Consider the following 23,941-nt stretch of genomic DNA (forward strand, 5'->3'; position numbering starts at 1 on the left):
TATATTATTATTGTTACCGAAATATCCTATTCTTTTTTAAAATAAAAAAAAGCATCCCTCACTTCAAAGGAATGCTCCATGAACCATTAATTTATTACCTTCGAACTGAACCCTTATATCATCAGGATTTCCCTGATATCCTCTTCTGTAAGTGCAGATGGCGACTTGTCTCCAGGGTCGATGATTTCTTCAATAAGATGTCTCTTTTTCTCTTGGAGTTCATTCATTTTTTCTTCGATTGTCCCACGGGCAATAAGTTTGATGACTTGAACCTCATTTTTCTGCCCCATTCGATGGGCACGGTCCGCAGCTTGTTCTTCAACTGCCGGATTCCACCAAAGGTCATATAGAATGACTGTATCGGCACCCGTCAGATTGAGACCCGTACCGCCCGCTTTTAACGAAATGAGGAATATATCCCGTTCTCCTGCATTAAACCGATTGCAGATTTCCACACGTTCCTTTGATGGGGTTTGTCCATCCAGGTAGAAAAAGGGTTGTCCTTTCATGGCCAAATCCCTGCCGATAATTGTAAGCATTTTTGTAAATTGCGAGAAAATCAGCACCCGTCTTCCAGAATGCTTCGAATCCTCGACAATTTGCATCAGTTGTTCAAATTTTGCTGAACTGCCTTTATATCCGTCCACAAACAAGGCGGGGTGACAGCATATTTGCCGAAGCCGGGTCAAGCCTGCAAGGATCCTGATCCGGTTTTTGCGGAGGGTGTCCTTGTCCAGGTGTTTCAGCGTATCATGCCGCAGCTTGGCCAGATAGGCGCCGTATAGTTTCTTCTGATCGGGAAGCAGTTCCTTCGATTCCAGCGACTCGATTTTTTCCGGTAATTCCGCTAGTACGTCTTCTTTCATTCTCCGCAGCAAAAATGGACGGATCCTGCGGGATATCTGCTTCCTTGAGAGGTTGCTATACTCCTTTAACCCCATGAATAGTTCGGGGAATACGACGTGGAAAAGGGACCACAGCTCTTCTAGTGAATTCTCGATGGGCGTACCAGTCAACGCGAAGCGATGTGCCGCTTTTATCTTCTTAGCCGCTCGTGCCGTTTGTGTCACCGGGTTCTTAAAGGCCTGTGCCTCATCGAAAAACACCGAATGGAAGTCCTCTTTTTCAAACGACTTGATGTCTTTCCGAAGCAATGGATAAGAGGTGATCACTACATCCACGTCCTTCACTTCTTTAAGCAGCTTCGACCTTTCCGTCTTGTCTCCATCCACGACGACGGCTTGTATATCAGGGGCGAATTTAGTGAATTCACTCAGCCAATTGTAGGTCAATGATGATGGGCAGACAATAAGCGCCGGAACCCTTTTCTTACGGATGTCAGGAAGCTCGGATAAAATGAACGTGATGCTTTGCAGTGTTTTCCCCAGACCCATATCATCAGCAAGAATCCCGCCAAAACCGTATTGGGCAAGCATTTTCATCCATTTGTAGCCGTTTTTTTGATAATCGCGCAAGATCGGGTCCAGACTATTTGGCACCACGAACTCCAAGGCCCCCGGATTCCTGATGTTATCCAAAAAATTTCGGAATGATTCTTCCATTGTGAATGTCTGGCTGTCAGTAACGGAATCAAGAAGCTGGAGCCCTTTTACGATTGGCATGTTCAGCGTGCTTTCCAGGTCTACTTCCTGTACTGGCAGTGCATTCAGAAAACGATTGATTTCCTCGTATTCCCTTGTTTCAAGGGAAAGCAGCGATCCATTCCTTAAACGGTAGTATTTCCTTTTTTCTTCAAGCGCTGCTAAAATCTCACGTATTTGTTTATCTGGGATATCATCCATTTCAAATTTGAATTCGAGCCAATTAGTACGCTCTTTTTTTATTTTCACCTTAATGCGCGGTGCAGCATTCCCACGGAAAATTCGGTTTCTTACAGCGGTCGTGGCATAGATTTGTACAAACTTTTGGAGTTTCGGGACAATGTGGTACAAAAACTCATACTCCAGCTCTTCATTATGCAAGAAATAGCCGCCGTCCGTCTTGGCAAACTGGCTATTCTCCATCAGCTTTAGTATCTCCGCCTCCTTCTCAACATCCCTTATAACCTTGAATTCCTGTTTTTCCAAAGGGTTGATCACGATATTTTCATAATGGAATTCCAGCCCAGCAAGCAGCCTGTTTTTCACTCGATCCAAGTATAGCTTTGCAACCAGCGGGGTCTTCAAAAACAATTCGGTGATGGATCTTGCTATATGGACTTCACCGAGTCTTTTCAAGCCTGGTACCACCTTGTCCAGGAATAATTCCAGCTGGTCATGATGGATTGGAATTTGATTCATCCCCGAATCCTCCATCATTTGCTTTAACTCTGAAAGGCGTTGGAAATCCCCATTTTCGAGCTGAACCAATTTCCCCTCAAATAGGACCAATGTGTATGCATTCATGACGATCATCTCGTGCAGTCTTTTAATATTCAGTCGATAACCTTTGACCTCGCTTTCGGTAAAGTCAAACTGTAAAGGAAGCGGTCCGTTTGATACACAGAAGCCATTGAATGTGAGGCCGCCATAAGCAAGCTTCACCACTGGCGCTGCTTCAAGGAGGGGGACAAGCCTTCGAAAAGAAGATGGAGGCAAAAGTAATAAGTGATCGTCCAATGTATATTCAGATTTATCCGTCATGGCGTCAACATAGACTTTTTCATCCGATATAACTGTAATGAGCTCCTGAAGCACGAAATCAATTTCATTCTGAAAACAATGCATCACCGGGTCATATATAAATGAAGGGGACACTTGGGCAGGCTTTCCTTCTTTAACTCGCTTCAGGAAATCCCTGACATTCGACACATTGAAAGAACCGATTTTCATTTCCAGTCCTAACATATATTGTTCCGTTCCCATCCATACTGGTTTACACGTAAACTCCGCTTCAAGCATCGTTCTATTTTCAAAATGGCGCTGATGACCACTTTTGCGTACAGGCTGATTGTTGAAAAGGGTAAGCAAGCCCTCTGACAACTCCTTATGGGCTGTAGCATCAAGACCGGTTGCATGTATCCCTTCAGGAATCGTTCCATCTCGCTTATGGTCGTAAACCGACAGCAGGACGGCTGCAATATGCTGGCAATCCCTATGGAAGGAAGCTAGCGCAGGACAGCTGCATTTCGTCTGAAATCCGCCGACTGCATCCACTTCAATCGTGACATGGAAGTCTTCCTTGCCTCTAACCGATGCTTCACAACCATCATGACGATAGCTTTCAAATGTCACTTTATTTGCACGATGAAAAGCTTCCCCTCTTTTAAAGGAGACGGCCCCGCACATGTCTTTTATGATTTTTCGATTCAATTTGATATCCAAATTGCCGTCCTCCTCCCGGGGGGGTTTTTGGTGAATGGTTTTACATTCCGCTGAAAATATCTCATTTTATCATCATACTATGAAATCGGTTTACAGGGTTGTAAAAAAGCAAAAAGACAAACTCCCCCATTCGGAGTTCATCTCTTTTTCAGCAACGGGAATTCGCAACATCATTGTTGTCCTTTCGTGTTGCCTTTCTTTTTTTTACGATAAAAGAAGCTGAACACAAGCAGTACAAGAAGAATGATGAAAAGGATAAGTTCAGCGGGGTCCTTCACCAAAAAAGGGTTAAAAGCATGTTTGATTGAATTATCCAAATCAAATCCCAATAGAATATCCATACCTAAAGATAGGACCACTAAAGGGATCAGAATCAAAAGCGTAATACCGAAGAATTTCATTTTTGATGAACTCCACCTTTCAGGAACTTATTTTGGTGCTGGCCTTTCTTTTTTTCGATTCTTAAAAAAGGCAATGATCAAGAGAAGCAATGGAATGATCACCTGAAATGGGAGGTGGATGTATATCGGTACGGCTCCTAGCCCTTCATGGATATGTTCCGTATAGCTGCTTGCTATTATGATGGAAATCAGTAAAATGACAAAGCCAACAGGGTATGCAAGTCTGGAGGGCTGTTTAACATTGAAAACATTCGCCGTACCCGTTACCACCACATAAGTAAATACACTTATCTTGATGAACCCGCCAATCATCAACAAAAACAAGAAGTACACATCGAGACGTTCGAGAAAGCCTGCGACCTCTATGGACTGAATGAGGGTAAGAAGAGGGTATTGCGAACGTGTCGTTAGGTCCACCCCAAGTACAGCAATATTCACAGCCATAATTATCGCGAGACAAATACCAGCTGCCGCCATGCTACTTATCCCAATTTTTTTTAATCGCTTAGGTTCGTTCAAATAAGGAAAAATCATTAAAAAGACAATGATTTCGCCAAATGGAAAGAATATCGTTTTAGTCAAACCCATTTTGACCATCGCTGCTCCGCTGATTTCAAAAATGGGTTTTAAGTTGTTTAAATGAATCATGCCTGAAGCGACTATCAAAAGAAAGAAGGACATTAAAAGTAAATTCTCCAGGATAAAGAATAGTTCCCCCGTCCTCGTCAATACTTCTATCCCTTTACGGACCGTATACACCACGGCTAAAATGAATGCAGCGTTCGCAACAAATAACGGAACATGAGGATAGGCAAAAGTAAGCAGTGTTTCTCCGAAATCCCTCAGCACCCTTGCAGCAAGATAGGTGAAATAAAGGATGTATAGAAAAGCTATGATCCTTCCTAGAAAATTCCCCAATATAGTTTGTACAAATTCCGTTAACAGCTGATCAGGGTAGTAATGAAAAAGGCCATAATAAATCAAAAATAATAAAAATCCGCCGATCATTGCAATAAGGATGACCAGCCAGGCAGCCTGCTTGGCTTCACCTGCAAGCGGAACCAAAAGTGCACTGCCCAATTCAAACAGGAAAATAAGGACGAACAGCTGGTAGCCGCTGATATTTGCCTTTTCCATGAGGATGCCACTTCCTTTCCATTATTGATCTTTCTTTTTTAAATTTGAAAGAAACGGCTTATTACGTAATCCGGTACGGCGAATGAAAGTCTCTACCTGTACATCTACTTCGAGCTTAGGAAAAGAATCATTGTCCCAATTTTGTTCCAACTTCTTCCATTCTCTAGGGTGGGATTCATGCAAGATTTCACCAAATCCAAAAATATCGGATTTATTTTTTTGTGCCCGAACGATCGCATCTTCCATCTCCTTCTTCAGGTCTTTTGCTAACTTCTTTTCAATATCTATCAGAACATGCGCATCGGTTAGATTCAAAGGAACATTCGCTTCCCGGATATCCCCTTCCGCACGGACCTTTACCGATATTTTAGGTTTGCCGTTTACCATTTTTGCCCCGATGTTGGTTTTTTGGCGAATAACTGAATAGGTGACTGCGTCTTTTTTACCCTCCCAATCAAGGTTTAAATTGGTATTTTCGATTCTATCCAATACCCACATTGATCCTATTACCTCATCACCATCAAGCCAGTCAATCAATTTGCCATCTTTGAAAACACCTATCCCTGCTGCATTAGGGTTTGCCTCAATATCCGAGGACATGGTATTCTCCATTTTATCCTCTTTACCTGTGTTTCCTCTCACGGTAAAACCGCTTATTACCGGTTCTTTTCCGGTACTAAGCAGATTCTTGATCACCTCTTGAAGATTGATGCTAATACTTTTCCCCTGGGTTTTTTCAGTGGTTTCAATCGTCCTAATGACTTTCTCGGCTGATACCTTATCGATTGCCGTTAACGTTTCGACAATATCCTTAGCTTTTACACCCCGGGCAATCACGAGCCTCGTAGTTGCCCTGAATTCCGGTGAGCGCTCAAACGCATCGAAAATATCGTTGAGGCCTTCTTCTCTTGCTAATTCCTCACCTATGACAACCAGGTTTGCATGGGCAAAATACATATCTCGTGAAATCTTGGTTGAAGCGATGCTATCCAGTTCAAGCACATTATTTCCGGTGGCCCTGTAAATGGATATCGGTGGATTCGTTCCGCCGCCGCCCTGAAGAGCTCCGGCTACATTTCCTGGATTAACGATTTGGAAAGTTCCCACTAACTTTCCTTCTTTATTTCTATCGAGTCCGACCGCCGAGACGATGGCCATTTCGTTTAACTCTGTTTTATCCCAGCAGCCTGTGGTGAATGTGGCGGCAGTCAACATCATCAAGAGCAGAATTAATCTTTTACGATTCATTGCCTTCACCTTTTTTCTCGTCTGAAATTTTCATTCCACGCGATTCAGGAGGCAGAGGTCTTTGATTATCGCCTTCCCTTATAATATTATTTTCATTGGTTAAAAATTTTGGCCTTTGCTTGAATGCCCACATAGGTCTCCTGAAGAATGTGTCGCCCAACCCTTCCGGATTCAGAGGGGCGAGCGGTGTCATATAAGGAACTCCAAGTGAACGCAGGCTGCATAAATGGACAATAAGGACGATAAAGGCTAAAATCATCCCATAAAAACCTAAAGTGCCAGCACAAATGATGAATCCGAACCGCACAATGCGGGCAGAAATCGCTATGGAATAAGAAGGGGTTGCAAAACTGGCAATCGCCGTGATCGAGACGATGATGACCATTGCCGGCGATACGATACCAGCCTGGACGGCCGCCTGCCCAATGACCAATGCCCCGACAATGGACATCGTCGAACCAACGGCCTTTGGCATCCGAAGACTTGCTTCCCGTAATATTTCAAAGGTCATTTCCATAAGAAGCGCTTCAACGACGGCAGGCAAAGGAACCGTTTCCCTTTGGGCTGCTACAATGACCAGCAGCTTCGTTGGAATCATTTCCTGATGAAAAGTCGTGGCCGCAACATAGACAGCCGGTCCGACTATCGAAATAATGAAAACGATGATCCGTAAAAAACGTGTGGCAGAAGCAATGTCGAAGCGATTATAGTAGTCTTCGACAGATTGGAAAAACTGTACGAATATTGCCGGGGCCACCAAGACGAAAGGCGTTCCATTAACGAATATCGCCACTCTTCCTTCCAGAAGATTTCCTGCAACCATATCCGGTCTTTCTGTATGGTTAAGGGTTGGGAATGGGGTCATGACCTGGTCTTCTATCAATTGTTCAATATATCCTGATTCAAGAATGCTATCGATGTTAATTCGATTTAAGCGCTTCTTGACCTCCTCGACGATCCCTTCCTTAACGATCCCATTTATATACATGATGGATACGTCCGTTTTTGTCACCGTGCCTATTTTCATCGACTCTATCCATAAATCCGGGGTATTGATGATCCGGCGTAACATGGCGATGTTCGTTCCATTCGATTCCGTAAACCCTTCCCTAGATCCACGGACAGTCAAATGCGTGCTTGGCTCCTGAATCGAGCGCTTCTCTCCTCCTCTTGTACTGGCAACCAGGGCGACGTTTACTCCATCAACAAAAATGATGCTGTCCCCTGATAATAATGTCAAAAATAGCTTTTCCCAGTCCGTGACCCTTTCTACGCCACCGAGGGAAACTACGTCCTCAGAGATAATTTCCAATGCTTCCAGTGGAAGTATGTTTTTTGACAGGTGAGGATTTTTCATGATTGATTCAATTATAAAGTCCGTAACGCTAGGATTATCAATCAGACCCTGCACATACAAAATAGTTGTTTTTATCTCCGGGTTTTGCCCGATTTTCAACGTTCGGATAATGATGTCGGGACTTTTTCCCGTCTTTTTCTTCACGATTTCCAGATTGGCAGAAAGGGAACTTTCAATATAATCAGGCGTTTTGCTTTTGGATTGACTTTCATCTTCCTTTTTCTTTTCACGTTGCTTCACTTGTCTCTTTTGTTTGAAAAAAGAAGCCATAGCACCGAACCTCATTCCTTTTTCGTTTCACTCATTTTGTCCAAAGCATTCTCCCTTTATTCCGGGTTCAGCCTACTTCCTTCCATAAGAAAAAGGCTGTCACAATGACAGCCCTTTTTTGGTCATATTCGGTTTGGGATTGAAGTGCCGGTGATAACGGCCCAATCAACTAAACTGAGATTATACTTTGCCTTTATTCCTTCTAAAAATCAAAACAACGAAAGCGATCAATAGCAAGGCCAGTATCGCATATACGATGTTTGAATAAATGTCCATGTACCCTACAATATCTTCCCACGAAGAGCCAACAGCTGCCCCGATATTCACCAAGATGATGTTCCAAATTAATGTTCCGGATGTTGTGTAAAGCAGGAAGAGCCAAAAGCTCATATGGGACATCCCTGCTGGAATCGAGATCAAGCTTCTGATCAGCGGAACCAGCCTACAGAAAAACACGGTCCATGACCCATATTTGTCAAACCATGAGTTTGCCTTATGAACGTCCGATACCGTTAACCGAAGAATATGGCCCCATCTTTCCACGAACTTTTCAATGACCTTCACATCAAGAAGTAAACCAATTCCATAAAGGACGACTGCTCCTGCCACTGACCCTATAGTCGCAGCAATCACGACGCCGATAACCGTCATATCCGCTTTTGTCGTCATGTAACCGCCAAAAGTAAGAATGACCTCAGACGGGATCGGCGGGAAAATATTTTCCAATGCTATTAATAGAAAGATTCCCATATACCCAAAATCATTCATGAATTCCGTAATCCAGTTTTCCATTTAATACGCTCCTAACTTTCTTGAATCAACAGCTGGCTTGTTACCTGCCGGCTGCTTATCTTGCAATAACCTTGCTCCCTTTATTAATGATCTTTGTTCTTCCGTCGGTCTTGATACCTTTGGAAAAACCAGATGGAAATCGCAATCCAACAACCGCCCGCCAAATATCCGGCAATGATATCACTAGGATAATGGACCCCCAAGTATATTCGGCTAATACCTATGGAGAGGATCATCATCATGCTGAAAAGAATCAATAGGATCCTTGCCCACCTGGCCGTAATGTGACGCCATAGCAGAAATGTAAGAATACCGTATAAAGAAAATGCATTCATGGCATGTCCACTAGGGAAACTGTATCCCCCTATATCGATGAGTCGATGTAAATCGGGTCGGGCGCGTTGAAAGAATAGCTTAACCATCAAATTGAGAAGAGGTGAACCCACCATGACTGCAGTGAATAAGACTAGTTCCAAACGATGCTTCAAAACCCTATATAGGAAAAACAAAATGACCAAGGAAAGGACGATCAGGGAAGCGGTTGAACCTATGTAAGTAAAGAACTTCATGATGTCCGTCAGCAGAGGGGACTCCCATCCCTGCACCAAGGAAATCACATCTTCATCAAATTTCAGGTATTCATTTGCACTTATGGTAAATGCCATGAAACTGAACCCGATTAAAGAAAGTACACTTATTATAAAGGCAATGGTTAATTGCTGCTTTAATTTCATAATAACATCCTTTCACTGATTAAAACTGTTTCATCTGGAAATTTCTATTTTATCATATCTTCTTCATTGCATGGTGGGTGTAATTGCTTCATCGCCCGCCAACCTAATCCGGGGAACATGCCTGGGCACAAAAATTTTCTACTTTACCATACTACTCTATTCGTCATTGTCACCTCAACTTCAGGTTACTATAAGATTTCCTTTCGAACGTTTCAAGGAGTGCAGGAACATATTCGTCCCTACTAAAAAGAAAAAAACCTTATGCAGGTTAGTGTACAAGGTTTTTTTCTTTTTAAATACGGCTTGCCTTAAGCGGCAGTGATGTCAAAGTTTGCCCGGTCGCTGAATCGGTAAGATTCTCTTCTAACTGGAACGATGGCACCGCTTCAATATGCTTGAATTTCTTCAGGAATGCAGTAAGCGCAATCTTTGCTTCCAGCCTGGCTAGCGGCGCTCCCAGGCAGAAATGGGGGCCATTTCCAAAGGTTAGATGTTTCTTATTATTAGGGCGGTGGATATTAAGGGTGAAGGCGTCTTCAAACATCTCTTCGTCCAAATTGGCTGCACTCATCCAAACAACCACGTTATCCCCTTCTTTCAATTCCACTCCCAATAGATCGTTATCTTCCTTTACGGTGCGATCCAATTTAATAAGATTGAATCGGAAACGGAGCATTTCTTCGACCGCCTGCGGAACTAAATCCAGGTTTTCATGTAACTCTTGATAAACTTCTTTGTCATCATATAGCAGGGAATAAAAGCTATTGGCCAATAAATGACTTGTTGTCTCGACTCCTGCCCCTAAAATCAGCATGGTCGTCCGGACAACCTCATCATCCGTAAACATTTCCCCATCCACTTCAGACTTCAATAGATCTGAGATGATATCATCCGCCGGGTTCAATCGTTTTTGCACAACAATCGGATACAAATACTGATAGTATTCTTTTGCTGCCACTTGCTTCAATTTATCTACTTCTTCTTGCTTTCTCTATCAAAAGGAAGGAATAAGGTATCCACCCACTTCTTAAACAATAAACGATCTTTCGAGGGAACGCCCATCAAATCCGCCATGACAATGATCGGAAGCGGACTCGCCAATGATTCCACAATATCGATTTCCGTTTCCTCATCCATTTCCCCAATCAATTCATCTGCAATTTCCTGAATGCGATGTTCCCAGTTTTGAAGACTTCTAGGTGTAAATGCAGCAGCCAGCAATGAACGGCGTTTTCTATGCTCAGGTGGATCCGATTCAGTGATTTGGATCTTTTCAGGCACAGAACCTTCATCACTATCCGTTCCAACCGATATCGTAGTCCGATTACGAACACTCGAAAAATGTTTATAATTACTGAGAACCCGCTTCACATCTTCATATTTAAAAACATTCCACGTATCCGTTCCTTCGTGATAACTCACGGGGTCATTTTCTAACATCCTTTTACACCAAGCGTACGGACTAAATTCCTCCGTCCGGGTTTTAAACCTAGTAATTTCTTTTACTGCAATAACTTCTTTCATGATACCGACTCCTCCCACTTCTCAAAAGTTACCTAACAAAAGGACCGAATGTTCAGCATCTTCCATCCGTCGGTTTGTTATAGGGTCGAGACATTTTCACAAAATCCTTAAATACACATCTATTCCATTATAGGGTAAAATGCTGCATCAAACCATACATCTTCCATACCAGCGGCCTTACATGAAATTTGCCCCACAATCCCAACACCCTTATGTAAAACTGCTTATTTTTTACAATTCCCTTTCTTTTTCTATTTTTTTATGTCTCTCAATTGATGCTAAAATCCAATTCTCTTTTTCAAATTCGGAGACAGCACTTTTCACTAAGTTATTTCAATATAGATTATTTTTATAATTACCGGAGTTTGAACCGGAATGCCTCCACTGCATAGAAAACGGCTTCACATCCAGCCGTCCAGTTTGTTAAACCCTTACTGGAACGTTTTTCAAATAAAAAAACTGCAGGCAAACTCGCTTTTCTTCGAGTTTACCTGCAGCTTGAACGGCTGCACGATGCTGCGGTCAATTTTTGTCCCTTTTAATCAGTTCATGCAAATCATCCATTTTCTTTTCCATGATATCCAGTCTGGTTTTACGGTGCTTGATGGAACGGAAAAGGGATACGGTCCCAACGATGATCAGGATTAGAAATAAAAGGCAAAACAATTGGTATACCAGATCCGCAATATTATACCCACTCACTATGTAATCCCCCTAAATGGCATTCTCAATATTCTATTATACACCACGCAAAATGAACAATTTAACCCTTTTAAGGGGAATCGGGAATAAAAAAACCGATAGCCATTTGCTATCGGTTGATCATTTAAGCCTCTATTTGTTGATCGTCATCTTGAGGCACAATCAATTCGTCATAGAATGCTGCCATTGTTGTTCCTGCATAAGGAATCAACCATAGTAAACCAATTCCCAGCGTGAACATGCAAAGGATGCCCCACCCGATGAAGCTTAGGTGCATAAGGAAATACTTCCATTTCAAGCCCTTCATTCTTTTTTTGCTCTCTGTAATGGCTTCAAGCACCGTGTATTCAGGATGATCCTTCAATAAGAAAAATAACTGCGAATAGGCGATGGCTTTGATGATACCCGGAATGATTAATAATAATGACCATAAAAAAATGAAAATAGCTTGTAAGATGGATGCCCCAATAAGCTTGAAAGAGGTTTTTCCATCTTTATAGATGGCGAACACTTCTGGTATGCCAGGGTTTCCATCCCTAACTAAATTCAGGTAGAACCAAGTGGTTGAAATGGTAAGCGGGATCAAGGCAATGGAAAAGACCATGCTGAAGATATCAGACCATAACGGTGTTTCCTCCTGCATGAACCATTGTGAAAACCCACCGCTTCCGATCACTTCGACAATTAAAGGAAAAATGAGATTGATCAAGAACAACAGCAACATAAGCGAAACAGTTACTCCCCATTTACCTCCCAACGACTGAAGGGCTTTCTTCTTTAATTCTGAGATTCTCATACTCTGATTTAACTCCTCTCTTTTAAACGGCGGAATTCTGAATGTTTCCTTTTCATTGTAAATATGGATAGATTCAGAAAAACCACTATTTATTTGATGTCTAAATCTCAATTTGTATTTTAACATAATAGCTTCTAGTCGTGGGCTTAAATTCCTAGAAAGCACACACGGATAGAGTCAAGCGGTTGAACCGGTTTCGAGCAGCCATGATCAACTCCTCTCTTGCCCTTGGTACACTGGCTTGCTTGTTCCATAACAGTTTATGAAAGGGAATAAGACAATATGCCCTTCCAAATCAAAAATCCTTCGCGAAACCATACCCTGTCAAGACGTACGGCCAGCGAAGGCGCATGTATTTATCTTGGTTAAAAGTCCTAACGTTAATCTAGTTCTTTTTTCCTTTTCCCTGATAGACCGGGCCACTCATTTAATCTATCCCAAAACTTTCGAACAGATTGGATAAAAGTGTTAACACCGTATTCCAGGCATCTTCGTCAAAACTAAAACGCGGATGATGGTGGGGATGGGTTATTCCCTTTTCCTTATTCCCAGCTCCTATCAAGAAATAATTGCTGGGTGCCTTCTGCCGGAAAGCCGAAAAGTCCTCACCGCCAGCGTTTTTTCTTTTCAAACTTTTTCCTGGCTTTGTCATCACCATATGATCATAACAAAAAAAGAGCATCCCAAAGCAGAAATCGCTTCCGCCTTTGGAATACCCTCTTTCCTATAATCAATCAGAGCCAGTTATAACAAAATCGTCTTGGAGCAAAGCTAAAGGAAGCTTTCTATTTATAGGATCCCCTGCCGAAACATTAATTTCAGTAATGTGACCACTGGCACCTATTGAAACATCAATCAATTTCCCATCCTCCGTTTTCACTAAAAAGAGCCTCTCCCATTCATAAACATAGGAATTCTTTTGAACGTAAACTTGTTCGACGGTCCCATCCTGAGCACACTCGATGGTATGAATCGGTTTTAACACGGAATCACTCCTCCACTCTCCATTATTTGACTAAAGCTTATACCCAGCCACGGAATATGGAGGCTTCTGCCATTTTTCTGACACCCACCATATACGCTGCCAGCCTCATATCCACTTTTCTTGTCTCGGACATTTCATATACTTGATTGAATGAATTGACCAATAACTCTTTTAATTTGGTTTGGACTTCTGCATCTTCCCAATAATAACCTTGATTATTTTGAACCCATTCGAAGTAAGAAACTGTTACACCGCCTGAACTTGCCAATACATCGGGTACGAGAAGCACATTGCGTTCCGTCAAGATCTTGGTTGCCTCCAAAGTGGTAGGTCCATTCGCTGCCTCAACGACAATTTGGGCTTTGATAAGATGTGCATTTTCTTTGGTGATTTGATTGGAAATGGCAGCAGGCACTAAAATATCACAATCTTGTTCCAGAAGTTCCTGATTGGTGATTGTATGATCGAATAGTGTCGTTACCGTTCCAAAGCTATCCCTTTTATCAAGTAAGTAATCGATATCCAGACCATCCGGTTTATAGATGGCACCATATGCGTCCGATATACCAATCACTTTCGCACCTGCATCATGCATGAATTTGGCCAAAAAGCTTCCTGCGTTCCCAAACCCTTGGACGATGATGCGTGCACCTTTCAATTCTATGCCCTTACGCTTTGCCGCTTCTTCGATACAGATGGTGACACCTTGTGCTGTCGCCTTTTCCCTGCCGTGTGAACCGCCCAGTACAAGTGGCTTACCTGTAATGAAGCCAGGAGAATCGTGTTCTCTTATTCTACTGTACTCGTCCATCATCCATGCCATGATTTGTGAATTCGTATAAACATCCGGGGCCGGAATGTCTTTCGTCGGCCCCACTATTTGACTGATTGCCCGAACGTATCCACGGCTAAGCCTTTCCAATTCACCGATGGACATTTGGCGCGGATCACAGATGATGCCGCCTTTTCCTCCGCCATATGGCAGATTCACGATTCCGCATTTCAAACTCATCCACATTGAAAGTGCCTTGACTTCTTCTTCATCGACTTCAGGATGAAAACGGATTCCGCCTTTCGTCGGACCGACAGCATCGTTGTGCTGGGCACGGTATCCAGTGAAAATCTTCGTCGAATTGTCATCCATCTTAATTGGAATCCGGACGGTCAGCATCCGAAGAGGTTCCTTCAAAAGCTCGAACACTTCTTCAGAATAGCCAAGCTTATCCAGCGCCTCCTTGATTACGACCTGTGTTGAATCAAGTAAGCTGGCAGTTTCTTTTTCTTCTTTGATCGTTGTACTCAATGGAATTCACCTCATAGGTATATTAGGATAAAACTCTTTTTATGCGTTCGATTGCCCAATCCAAGTCTTCTTTTGTAATGACTAATGGCGGAGCAAAGCGGATAACTGTATCATGTGTTTCTTTACAAAGCAGTTTTTCTTCTTTAAGCTGCTCACAATAAGGTCTTGCCGCTTCTGTTAATTCGACTCCGATGAATAAGCCTCGGCCGCGGATATCTTTAATCATTGGGTTCTTGATTTCTTTTAAACTATCCATAAAGTATTGTCCAAGCTCCAATGAACGTTCCGCAAGCTTCTCTTCTTCAAGGACTTCCAATGAAGCGATGGAAACCGCACATGCCAACGGATTGCCGCCGAATGTGGAACCATGGGAACCAGGATTGAATACGCCAAGGATTTCACGGTTTGCAGCTACGCAAGAGATTGGGAAAACCCCGCCGCCCAGCGCCTTACCTAAAATGTACATATCCGGAACTACTCCATCCCAGTCAGAGGCGAACATTTTTCCTGAACGTCCAAGTCCTGACTGAATTTCATCAGAAACGAATAGGACATTATTTTCTTTACATAAGTCGTAAGCTTCTTTTAAGAATCCTTGTGGCGGTATGATGATTCCCGCTTCACCTTGAATCGGTTCGATTAAAAATCCAGCCGTTTGCGGTGTAATCGCTTCTTTCAATGCATCTAGATCGCCGTAAGGGATAAGCTTGATCCCTGGCAGCATCGGTCCAAAGCCCCTTCTATATTCCTCATCGGATGACAAGGACACCGCTGCCATCGTACGGCCATGGAAGTTTCCGATACATGCAATGATTTCAGCTTGGTTTTCTGCGATTCCCTTAACATCATAGCCCCAGCGTCTAACAGCTTTGATTGCTGTTTCAACGGCTTCAGCACCTGTATTCATTGGCAGTGCCATGTCTTTTTGCGTAATGCGTGAAACCATTTCATACCATGGTCCTAATTTATCACTATGGAATGCACGGGACGTTAATGTTACGCGGTCAGCTTGTTTTTTTAATTCGTCGATGATTTTCGGATGCCTGTGGCCTTGGTTCACTGCTGAATAGGCACTAAGCATATCCATATATTTGTTGCCTTCAGGATCTTCCACCCAAACTCCTTCTGCCTTCGCAATGACGATTGGAAGTGGATTATAATTGTTTGCACCATATTGTTCTGTTTGCTCGATTAATTTTTCCGTTAAAGTTGTCATGTTGATTCCCCCTAAAATTTATAGCGTTTCAGATGTTGTTTTTCCTTGAAGGTGAAGAACTAAATAATCAGGACCGCCCGCTTTTGAATCTGTACCTGACATATTGAATCCGCCAAATGGCTGGTAACCTACAATGGCACCCGTACAGCCGCGATTGAAGTACAAGTTACCTACGTGGAAATCCTCACGCGCTTGTTCGATATGTTCAATGTTGTTCGAGATGACCGCACCCGTTAATCCATAATCCGTGTTATTGGCAATCTCGATTGCATGATTGAAATCTTTTGCCTTACAGAATGCAACCACCGGTCCGAAAATCTCTTCTTTCATGACACGTGCGTTCTCATCCACATCGGCAATGATAGTTGGCTGGATGAAGAAACCTTTTGAATTGTCTCCTTCTCCACCTGCAACAATTTTCCCTTCTTCTTTACCGATTTCAACGTAGCTCATGACTTTGTCGTAAGCTGCTTGATCGATGACAGGACCCATGAAGTTGTTTACATCCGTTGGTTCCCCGATTGTTTTTTCTTTCGTTAATTCAATGGCACGATTCAAGACTTGTTCATATACATCTTCCACTATGACGGCACGTGAACAAGCAGAACATTTTTGACCGGAGAATCCGAATGCAGAAGCGACGATTGATTGTGCCGCCAATTCCAGATCAGCCTCTTTATCAACAACGATCGTATCTTTACCGCCCATTTCAGCAATGACACGTTTTAACCAGATTTGGCCTTCCTGAACTTTTGACGCACGCTCATAAATACGGATACCGACATCACGAGATCCCGTGAAGCTGATGAAACGTGTACGAGGATGATCTACCAAGTAATCTCCTACTTCGGCACCGCTTCCTGGAATGAAGTTCACAACTCCTGCAGGCAAGCCCGCTTCTTCCAACACTTCGATGAATTTAGCTGCAATGACAGGTGTTGTACTGGCCGGTTTCAATAAAACTGTATTACCTGAAACGAGAGCAGCCGTCGTCATGCCTGCCATGATCGCAAATGGGAAGTTCCAAGGTGAGATGATGACACCGACACCAAGTGGAATATAATTGAAAGCATTGTGTTCAATCGGACGGCTTTCCACTGGCATGCCGTCTTTAAGCTTCAGCATTTGACGTGCATAGTATTCCATGAAGTCGATCGCTTCCGCTGTATCTGCATCCGCTTCATTCCAAGGCTTTCCTGCTTCTTTAACCAATAGAGCCGAGAAATAGTGTTTTCTTCTGCGAACGATCGCTGCAGCCCTGAATAAAATGTTTGCACGCACTTCCGCTTTCGTTTTTCTCCAAGTTTGGAATGTCTTATCTGCCGCTTGCATCGCTTGCTCAGCAAGATCTTTATTCGCTTTGGATACGGTTCCAATAACTTCTTCTTTATTTGCTGGGTTTACAGAGGTAATGACTTCATCAGTAAACACTTTTTCGCCATTAATGATCAGCGGATATTTCTTCCCTAGATCATTAGCTACATCATTCAATGCCGCTTGAAAAGCTTTTTTGTTTTCTTCGATTTTAAAATTAGTAAATGGTTCGTGTTTATATGGTTGGACCATTATGTCTCATCTCCCTAAAGTTTATGTTTTTACTTCTCCCTTATTAATCAAGCAAGTTCCGTGCCAACTTTTCATTTTTTTCGAAAAAATAATGTTTTTTCTTTAAAAATGCAATGAAATTCAGCACTTTAAGGGGGAAATTGACATAGTATGCCATTATTTTTTGCTCTAATCCCTATTTTTGTCGCTTAAACCTTACACTTTTTATTAATGCAAATTTCATGCCAACAAGAAAAAACATTAAAAACAGCGTTTTCACACTTTTTTCGCAAAATATTTTTGCACTTCCATGCAAAATAATCTTGCTGTGCAAATTTTATTTGCGCCTTTGCTTCAATTCCTCTACAATAGCCCTAAGAAAAGAAGAAAAACGGGAGGCATTCATGAATTTAGATCAAATCATTAAAATAGATGGTTTCCAATCCATCCTCTATTCGCTTGTGGATGTAATCGATACAGGGATACATATAATCGATATAAAAGGGCGGACCATTGTATATAACAAGAAAATGGCAGAAATTGAAGGAATGGATTCAGCAGAAGTGTTAGGAAAGAAGATTCACGAAATCTTTAAATTCAAGGAAGAAACGGAAAGTACATTAATAAGGGCACTTCATTCGGGTAAGACAACCGAGAACTCGAAGCAGACCTACTTCAATAATCTTGGTCAGGAAATTACAACAATCAATAATACGTTTCCGATTTTGGATCAAAAGCAAAATATCATCGGAGCAATTGAAGTGGCAAAGGATATAACGAATCTGGAAAGAATCATTAAAGATAACATCTTAAATAAGGGCGATACCAAATATACGTTTGACAGCATCATCGGAACGAGTGAAAATTTCCTGGAAGTCATAGAAAAGAGCAAGCGCTCGACCAGAACGGCATCCTCCATCCTCATCGTTGGGGAAACGGGCACCGGAAAAGAGCTCTTCGCCCAAAGCATCCATAATGGCAGCAGCCGTTCGACACATCCTTTCATCAGCCAAAACTGTGCTGCCCTGCCAGATAGTCTAATTGAAGGAATACTCTTCGGCACAAAGAAAGGCGCCTTCACCGGATCGATTGAAAGGCCTGGATTATTCGAACAGGCACAGGGCGGTACCATCCTTCTTGATGAAATCAACTCATTAAATCCGAACATGCAAGCGAAATTATTACGGGCCCTTCAAGAAAGGACGATTCGCCGTGTTGGGGATACAAAGGATAAAAAAATTGACGTTAGGGTCATTGCAACGATAAATGAAGATCCGATAGATGCCATTTCAAATGATCATTTACGAAAGGATTTATACTACCGATTAAGTGTCGTTTCGTTATTCATCCCGCCGCTTCGTGAACGGAAAGAGGATATTCCTTTGCTGGCGCAATCCTTCATCGAGAAATTCAATGCGCTGTTCGAATTGAATATAGAAGGGATCAGCGAAGAGGTCTACTCGCTTTTTTATGATTACGACTGGCCCGGGAACGTAAGGGAACTTGAACATATCATTGAGGGTGCCATGAATTTAATGGAACCTGGCGATACAAAGATTGCCATCGTCCACCTTCCGGCTCTATTTAGGAAGAAAGCCCATGTGGAAGACATTCATCCCGAAAGAAAAGAGACTCATGCAAATGAAGATTTACAGGAGTCGACCTTATCTCTTGATGACTATATCGCCAATACTGAAAAGCAATACTTGGAGAAGATATTGAAGGAACATGGCATGAATATCTCCCAAGCAGCCAAGGCCCTGAATATTAGCCGCCAAAGTCTTCAATACCGTTTGAAAAAGTATCAGGTCAAATAGCACAAAGAAGGCCCCCATTACATGGAGGGCCTTCAGTTTAGCGGCGGAAAGGGAGCGGTTTTCTTCAATCTACTGGAACGGAAGGCCCCCATGATAATGAGAGCCTTTTTTACTTCTATTCATTTCACTTCGCCATCAGAATGCTTCAGCGGCTTTCGCAACGTTTTCCAAACCATCCGCGATGATTTCTTGTGTCCGGTCCGGATACTGATTATGACCTTCAATGACCACGGACTCCGGATTGTTGATTCCCCATAGGCCAATGATATTTTTCACTAAATTCACGGCCATTTCAGCAGAAGCCATTCCTTCTAATGCATAATCAGAACCGCGGGCATTCAATAGCATGACTTTTTTATCTCCAGCATACCCGACAGGACCTTCCGCCGTATAATTGAACATTTTACCTGCTTGTGCCAAATATGAAAGATATGTGATTAATGGTGCAGGAACCGTTGAGTTCCATAAAGGGAAAGCGAATACCACTTTATCCATGGCCAGGAATTGATTTAAATATTGGTCAACCAGTTTGGCCGCATTTTCCTCTTCAGCTGTCAGTTCAAGTCCTTGGTTGCGTTTATAAAGCCCGGTAATCGCCGTATTTCCATAGTAAGGAAGTTCTTCTTTAAATAAATCCAGCTCGGTCACTTCACCCGCACGGTGTGTCTCTTTATATGTTTGCAAGAATGTGTCATACATTTTCGAGCTGATTGCCTGTTCTGCAGGACGATCGTTCACTTTTACGAATAATACTTTTGTCATTTTCCCATTCTCCTCTGCCGCGGTTTCTTTATTTCCAAATAATCTGCTTAAGAATCCCATTATCCTCTCACCATTGCTTTCTCTTATAATTTAGACGACTAAATGAATCTCATTGCCTGATGGATCTGTTACGGCGAAAAACCGTTCTTTTTCCGTGACTGCAGCCCCGATTCCTTTCAGTTGTTCCGTTACTTTGTTTCTCGCTTCTTCATCTGCAAAAACGAGTGTATACCAGTTTAGCCCTACACTATTTTCCTTCGGGGCAGGGGCGCCAACGCCATTCCAAGTGTTCAATCCGATGTGATGGTGATATCCGCCGGTTGAAGTAAAGAGCGCTCCTCCATATCGATTCACGACGGTAAACCCAAGACCTTGCATGTAAAACTCCTCCGTTTTACGTAAATCCGCTACATGCAGATGTATATGCCCCATTAAAGTACCTGCAGGCAGTTTGCTCCACTCACCATCGCTTTCTTTCAGCAGGTCATTCCCATCCAACGGATCCGTGCCCATTTCGACCTCCTCACCGGCCCATCTCCAATCAGTTGATGGCCGGTCAGAGTATACTTCGATGCCATTTCCATCCGGATCGGTAATGTACAGCGCTTCACTCACTTCATGATCCGCCGCTCCAAATGGATATTTCGTTTGAAGTAAATGGCGTAAAAAAATCGATAAGTCGGCACGGCTTGGCAGCAACAGGGCAAAGTGATATAAGCCTGTCGTCCGCCCTTCTTTCGGAATCACATCCCTAGGCTGCTCAAGTGTCAGCAACGGGGTTTTTCCGTCTGTCGTCAAAACAGCTTGCCGGTCCGTTTTCTTCAATACTTGAAGACCGATGATTTCTTGATAAAACAGAATGGCCTTATTCAAATCCAAAACATTTATACTGACTTCGCCAACAAAAGTAATTGGTTTTTGATGAAAATTTTCCATATTGTCACATCCCTTTTTTATTGAAAATCACGTTATCCAACGAAAGAACCGTGCGGTTTGCACACGCTAGATAGACAGACATGGCAAGCAGTGCCAAGTCCAATTCGTAACCCGCCGCTTGCCCGTTTCCTAGAAAACCAGCAGGTAATTTAGCCGTGAAAATCGCCCCCGCCATAATGACCGCAAATAGGACGGAAACGATTCGTGTTCCCAAACCCAGTATAACCGCAAGTCCTCCGATCAATTCGATTCCTGCAACGATGTACGCCATGAAGCCAGGAATGCCAAGGCTAACGAAAAATCCTGCCGTATTTCCTATGCCTCCTTGAAACTTTGAAACGCCGTGAATGAAAAAAGTAAGACCTAAAATTACCCTTAAAAAAACTTGGGCTGCATCATTTTTATTCATGTATGAACTCTCCTTTTATAGGTTACTTTATGTAAGTAATTATATTTTCATAAGTATATAATGTCAAGTAAGTTTATTGGAATTTCATTTTTTCCCAAAATAAAAACGAATTGCCGAAGCAACTCGTTCCATGGTGTCCTATTTGAATGTGTAATAAATGGTTGAATTGATGATGAAGGAATCCGGCAATCGTTCTCCCGACTTCCTAGAACTCTATCTAATGAATGAAACCATAAGGCTTCTAACCGTAGGAACTACAGGATTACTGCTCTTAGGAGCGTAAAGTGATAAGTGGCGGGTAATTCAATCAAACATCGAAATCAGTTCTTTTGTGTATGAATGGCGATCGCTGCAAAAAAGCTGTTCGTTTTCGAAAGAATCCACAATAACACCTCCCTTCATCACCATGATCCGTTGGCTCATCTCCTGTACTGCCGATAGATCATGAGAAATGAAAAGGTAGGAAATGTCCAAAGTCTCCCGCAGCCCGCCTAACAATTTCAGCACCGCCGCTTGAGAAAGAACGTCCAGGCTTGAAGCCGGTTCATCCAATATTATAAGGGCCGGTTCAATGCTGATCGCGCGTGCAATGGTCACCCGCTGTTTTTGTCCTCCGCTTAGCTCATGCGGGTAACGTTCAGCAAAACTCTTTGGAAGCTCCACGCTTTCCAGGAGCTGACCGATAAAGTTCGCTTCACTTGTATACGTAAAATATTTCATATTGACTTGGCTGCCAAATTGAAGATATGGATCCATTAGTGAATCTTTAATCCTTAGTTTTGGATTCAAGGCAGATGCAGGATTTTGCAAAACGGCCTGGATGTTCTTGCGATAAGGTTTTAAACTGCGTTCGCTTTTGTTTTGCAGCGCGGTTCCTTCAAATAAGATGCTGCCCTTGTCAAAGGATTCAATCTGAAGGATGAGTCTTGCCAGTGTGCTTTTTCCGCAGCCGCTCTCCCCCACTAACCCGAGGCATTCCTTCCTTTCAATGCTGAAATTCACGCCCTTTAGTATTTCCACTCCGTTATCATAGGTTTTATGGACATTTCGTACTTCTAATAAACTCACCCTGACACTCCTTCAAGCTTAATTGGCATTCTCCTCAATGATGGCGATGATTGAATCAGTTTTTTCGTATAAGCATGCTGCGGATGGTTCAAAACCTGATTTTTATCACCGGTCTCAATGATGGCCCCGTCTTTCATGACCGCAATGCGATCCGCATACTTCCTGACATGACGTAAATCATGAGTAATGAACAAGACGGCACATCCGGTTTCTTTTTGGAGCTTTGATAACAGTTGTAATACCTTAAAGGAAGATACACTGTCCAAGGCTGTAGTCGGTTCATCCGCTATCAAGATATCAGGTTCAAGTAAAAGGGCTATTGAAATGGATACGCGTTGAAGCTGCCCACCGCTTAATTGAAAAGGGTACCTGCCATAGATATCTTCATTCAGGCCCACCGATATGAGCGCATTGACCGCTTGCTGCCGCCTTGCCTTTTTGGACAGGTTCAAATGTGTCCGTTGATATTCGTCGAAATGCTGACCGATGGTAAGGAACGGTGTGAATGAACCCTGGTAATCTTGAAAAATATAAGCAAGGCGCTTTCCGCGAATCTTCCTGATTTCAGCGGAAGATAGCGTTAAAAGATTCTTTTCCCCGTACCATATTTCCCCCTTCGCTTGGAGATTGGGTGCAAGCAGTTGGCATATTGCCATGGCCGTCATGCTTTTGCCGCTCCCGCTTTGTCCGACAAGTGCGAACCACTCACCTTCCTGCACATCTAATGAAAGATCCTTGACGATATGATTTTGCTTTCCCATGATATGCAGCTGCCTAACGGATAAAATGCTCATGATCCCACCTCCTTTTTCACATCGAATGCATCGCGTAAATAATCACCGAGTATGTTGGATAGAAGGACGACAAATACGATGGCGAGCCCAGGGTAAATCATCAGCAACATATTGGATTGAAAGTATGGACGGGCATCATTCAGCATGGCTCCCCACTCCGGTGCCGGCGGCTGCGCCCCGAGCCCGATATATGATAAGGAAGATATGAGCAAAATGATTTTTCCTAAATCAAGGCTAGAAAGGACAAGCACGTTCCCGATCAGGTGCGGAAATAGATGCTTCCACATGATCCCAAATGAACTTAATCCATTGATTTTAGCAGCTGTGACATAATCCTTCTGACGTTCCGTGATCACCGTACTTCGCACAAGACGGGCATAATTCACCCATTTCACCAGAACGATCGCCAACAGGAGATTCTCGATTCCTGGACCTAATAGGCCACTAAGCACAATGGCAACGATCGTATCGGGGAATGCGAGAAAAGCGTCTGCAATGCGCATGAAGATCCGATCGATCAGACCTCCTTTAAAACCGGCAATCACACCGAATGGGACGCCGATGATAACAGCGGCCAACAGGGATAAGAGGCCGTAGCCAACCGTCTGCTGTGCGCCAAGCAGAAGACGAGTCAATACATCACGCCCAAGATGATCCGTCCCTAACGGATGTTCCATGCTCGCCGGCCATAGCCTTTCTCCCAGATTGACCAGGGATGGATCATGTTTCAGAATAAGAAAGGTGTAAGCCGCAACGGCAAGCACTGTAGCCATCACCGTAAATAGGACGGTCATTCTCCAGCGCCTTTTGGATTTTTCTTTG

General features: G+C 43.0%; 20 protein-coding genes and 2 pseudogenes. 1 reads left to right on the forward strand and 21 read right to left on the reverse strand.

The window, feature by feature from the left end; genetic code table 11:
- Positions 1-113 precede the first annotated feature (113 nt).
- The 15 genes and pseudogenes from ACIQ0C_RS06520 to pruA all read right to left on the reverse strand — a co-directional run bounded on the left by ACIQ0C_RS06520 (position 114) and on the right by pruA (position 17,354).
- On the reverse strand, positions 114-3,323 hold the full coding sequence (locus ACIQ0C_RS06520) for an SNF2 helicase associated domain-containing protein (protein WP_403058283.1): 3,210 nt from the start codon (positions 3,321-3,323) through the stop codon (positions 114-116).
- A 170-nt stretch (positions 3,324-3,493) separates the two neighbouring features.
- Positions 3,494-3,724: a YczF family membrane protein gene (locus ACIQ0C_RS06525; protein ID WP_403058286.1), complete on the reverse strand. Its 231-nt coding sequence runs from the start codon at positions 3,722-3,724 to the stop codon at positions 3,494-3,496.
- Between the two features lie 27 nt (positions 3,725-3,751).
- Entirely contained in the window at positions 3,752-4,861 is a 1,110-nt protein-coding gene (locus ACIQ0C_RS06530) for a GerAB/ArcD/ProY family transporter (RefSeq protein WP_403058289.1), read from the reverse strand.
- A 21-nt stretch (positions 4,862-4,882) separates the two neighbouring features.
- Entirely contained in the window at positions 4,883-6,109 is a 1,227-nt protein-coding gene (locus ACIQ0C_RS06535) for a Ger(x)C family spore germination protein (RefSeq protein ID WP_403058292.1), read from the reverse strand.
- Positions 6,099-7,736: a spore germination protein gene (locus ACIQ0C_RS06540; protein WP_403058295.1), complete on the reverse strand. Its 1,638-nt coding sequence runs from the start codon at positions 7,734-7,736 to the stop codon at positions 6,099-6,101. Before ACIQ0C_RS06540 ends, ACIQ0C_RS06535 begins: the two co-directional genes overlap by 11 nt.
- A gap of 180 nt (positions 7,737-7,916) precedes the next feature.
- Complete coding sequence (locus tag ACIQ0C_RS06545) at positions 7,917-8,528, reverse strand: DedA family protein (RefSeq protein ID WP_402835459.1); 612 nt, start codon at positions 8,526-8,528, stop codon at positions 7,917-7,919.
- Between the two features lie 83 nt (positions 8,529-8,611).
- Positions 8,612-9,262, reverse strand: a complete 651-nt coding sequence (locus ACIQ0C_RS06550) for a phosphatase PAP2 family protein (RefSeq protein WP_403058298.1) — start codon at positions 9,260-9,262, stop codon at positions 8,612-8,614.
- A gap of 292 nt (positions 9,263-9,554) precedes the next feature.
- Positions 9,555-10,789: pseudogene (locus ACIQ0C_RS06555) on the reverse strand (cytochrome P450).
- A 519-nt stretch (positions 10,790-11,308) separates the two neighbouring features.
- Positions 11,309-11,488, reverse strand: coding sequence for a DUF4083 domain-containing protein (locus ACIQ0C_RS06560; RefSeq protein WP_403058302.1), 180 nt, complete (start codon positions 11,486-11,488; stop codon positions 11,309-11,311).
- Between the two features lie 124 nt (positions 11,489-11,612).
- Positions 11,613-12,284 (reverse strand): DUF975 family protein, encoded by a 672-nt coding sequence (locus ACIQ0C_RS06565; RefSeq protein ID WP_402835461.1) that lies wholly within the window; start codon positions 12,282-12,284, stop codon positions 11,613-11,615.
- 380 nt (positions 12,285-12,664) lie between these two features.
- Positions 12,665-12,909, reverse strand: a pseudogene (locus ACIQ0C_RS06570) (M20/M25/M40 family metallo-hydrolase); the annotation flags it as partial.
- A gap of 105 nt (positions 12,910-13,014) precedes the next feature.
- Positions 13,015-13,269 (reverse strand): biotin/lipoyl attachment domain-containing protein, encoded by a 255-nt coding sequence (locus tag ACIQ0C_RS06575; protein WP_076364404.1) that lies wholly within the window; start codon positions 13,267-13,269, stop codon positions 13,015-13,017.
- Between the two features lie 37 nt (positions 13,270-13,306).
- The gene (locus ACIQ0C_RS06580; protein WP_402835462.1) at positions 13,307-14,572 is read right to left on the reverse strand and encodes a Glu/Leu/Phe/Val family dehydrogenase; all 1,266 of its coding nucleotides are present in this window, start codon (positions 14,570-14,572) and stop codon (positions 13,307-13,309) included.
- A gap of 22 nt (positions 14,573-14,594) precedes the next feature.
- Positions 14,595-15,788, reverse strand: coding sequence for an ornithine--oxo-acid transaminase (locus ACIQ0C_RS06585; protein ID WP_402835463.1), 1,194 nt, complete (start codon positions 15,786-15,788; stop codon positions 14,595-14,597).
- 18 nt (positions 15,789-15,806) lie between these two features.
- Positions 15,807-17,354, reverse strand: coding sequence for an L-glutamate gamma-semialdehyde dehydrogenase (pruA, locus tag ACIQ0C_RS06590; RefSeq protein ID WP_403058305.1), 1,548 nt, complete (start codon positions 17,352-17,354; stop codon positions 15,807-15,809).
- Positions 17,355-17,737: 383 nt separating this feature from the next.
- Between pruA and ACIQ0C_RS06595 the strand changes: the two genes are divergently transcribed.
- Positions 17,738-19,150 carry a sigma-54 interaction domain-containing protein gene (locus ACIQ0C_RS06595; protein WP_403058308.1) on the forward strand — a complete coding sequence of 471 codons (1,413 nt, stop codon included), beginning with the start codon at positions 17,738-17,740 and terminating at the stop codon, positions 19,148-19,150.
- Positions 19,151-19,285: 135 nt separating this feature from the next.
- On the opposite strand, the gene ACIQ0C_RS06600 is transcribed toward ACIQ0C_RS06595, so the two are convergent.
- The 6 genes from ACIQ0C_RS06600 to nikC all read right to left on the reverse strand — a co-directional run bounded on the left by ACIQ0C_RS06600 (position 19,286) and on the right by nikC (position 23,892).
- Positions 19,286-19,972, reverse strand: coding sequence for an FMN-dependent NADH-azoreductase (locus ACIQ0C_RS06600; protein ID WP_403058312.1), 687 nt, complete (start codon positions 19,970-19,972; stop codon positions 19,286-19,288).
- A gap of 30 nt (positions 19,973-20,002) precedes the next feature.
- Positions 20,003-20,848: a VOC family protein gene (locus tag ACIQ0C_RS06605; RefSeq protein WP_403058315.1), complete on the reverse strand. Its 846-nt coding sequence runs from the start codon at positions 20,846-20,848 to the stop codon at positions 20,003-20,005.
- Between the two features lie 4 nt (positions 20,849-20,852).
- Positions 20,853-21,257 carry a DoxX family protein gene (locus ACIQ0C_RS06610; RefSeq protein ID WP_403058324.1) on the reverse strand — a complete coding sequence of 135 codons (405 nt, stop codon included), beginning with the start codon at positions 21,255-21,257 and terminating at the stop codon, positions 20,853-20,855.
- A gap of 303 nt (positions 21,258-21,560) precedes the next feature.
- On the reverse strand, positions 21,561-22,325 hold the full coding sequence (locus tag ACIQ0C_RS06615; RefSeq protein WP_402835469.1) for an ABC transporter ATP-binding protein: 765 nt from the start codon (positions 22,323-22,325) through the stop codon (positions 21,561-21,563).
- Positions 22,322-23,119 (reverse strand): ABC transporter ATP-binding protein, encoded by a 798-nt coding sequence (locus ACIQ0C_RS06620; protein WP_403058327.1) that lies wholly within the window; start codon positions 23,117-23,119, stop codon positions 22,322-22,324. Before ACIQ0C_RS06620 ends, ACIQ0C_RS06615 begins: the two co-directional genes overlap by 4 nt.
- Positions 23,116-23,892 carry a nickel transporter permease gene (gene nikC / locus ACIQ0C_RS06625; protein WP_402835496.1) on the reverse strand — a complete coding sequence of 259 codons (777 nt, stop codon included), beginning with the start codon at positions 23,890-23,892 and terminating at the stop codon, positions 23,116-23,118. The genes ACIQ0C_RS06620 and nikC overlap by 4 nt, the downstream gene beginning before the upstream one ends.
- Positions 23,893-23,941 lie beyond the last annotated feature (49 nt).

Source organism: Peribacillus sp. NPDC096448 (assembly GCF_044762675.1).
GTDB lineage: Bacteria > Bacillota > Bacilli > Bacillales > DSM-1321 > Peribacillus > Peribacillus frigoritolerans_B.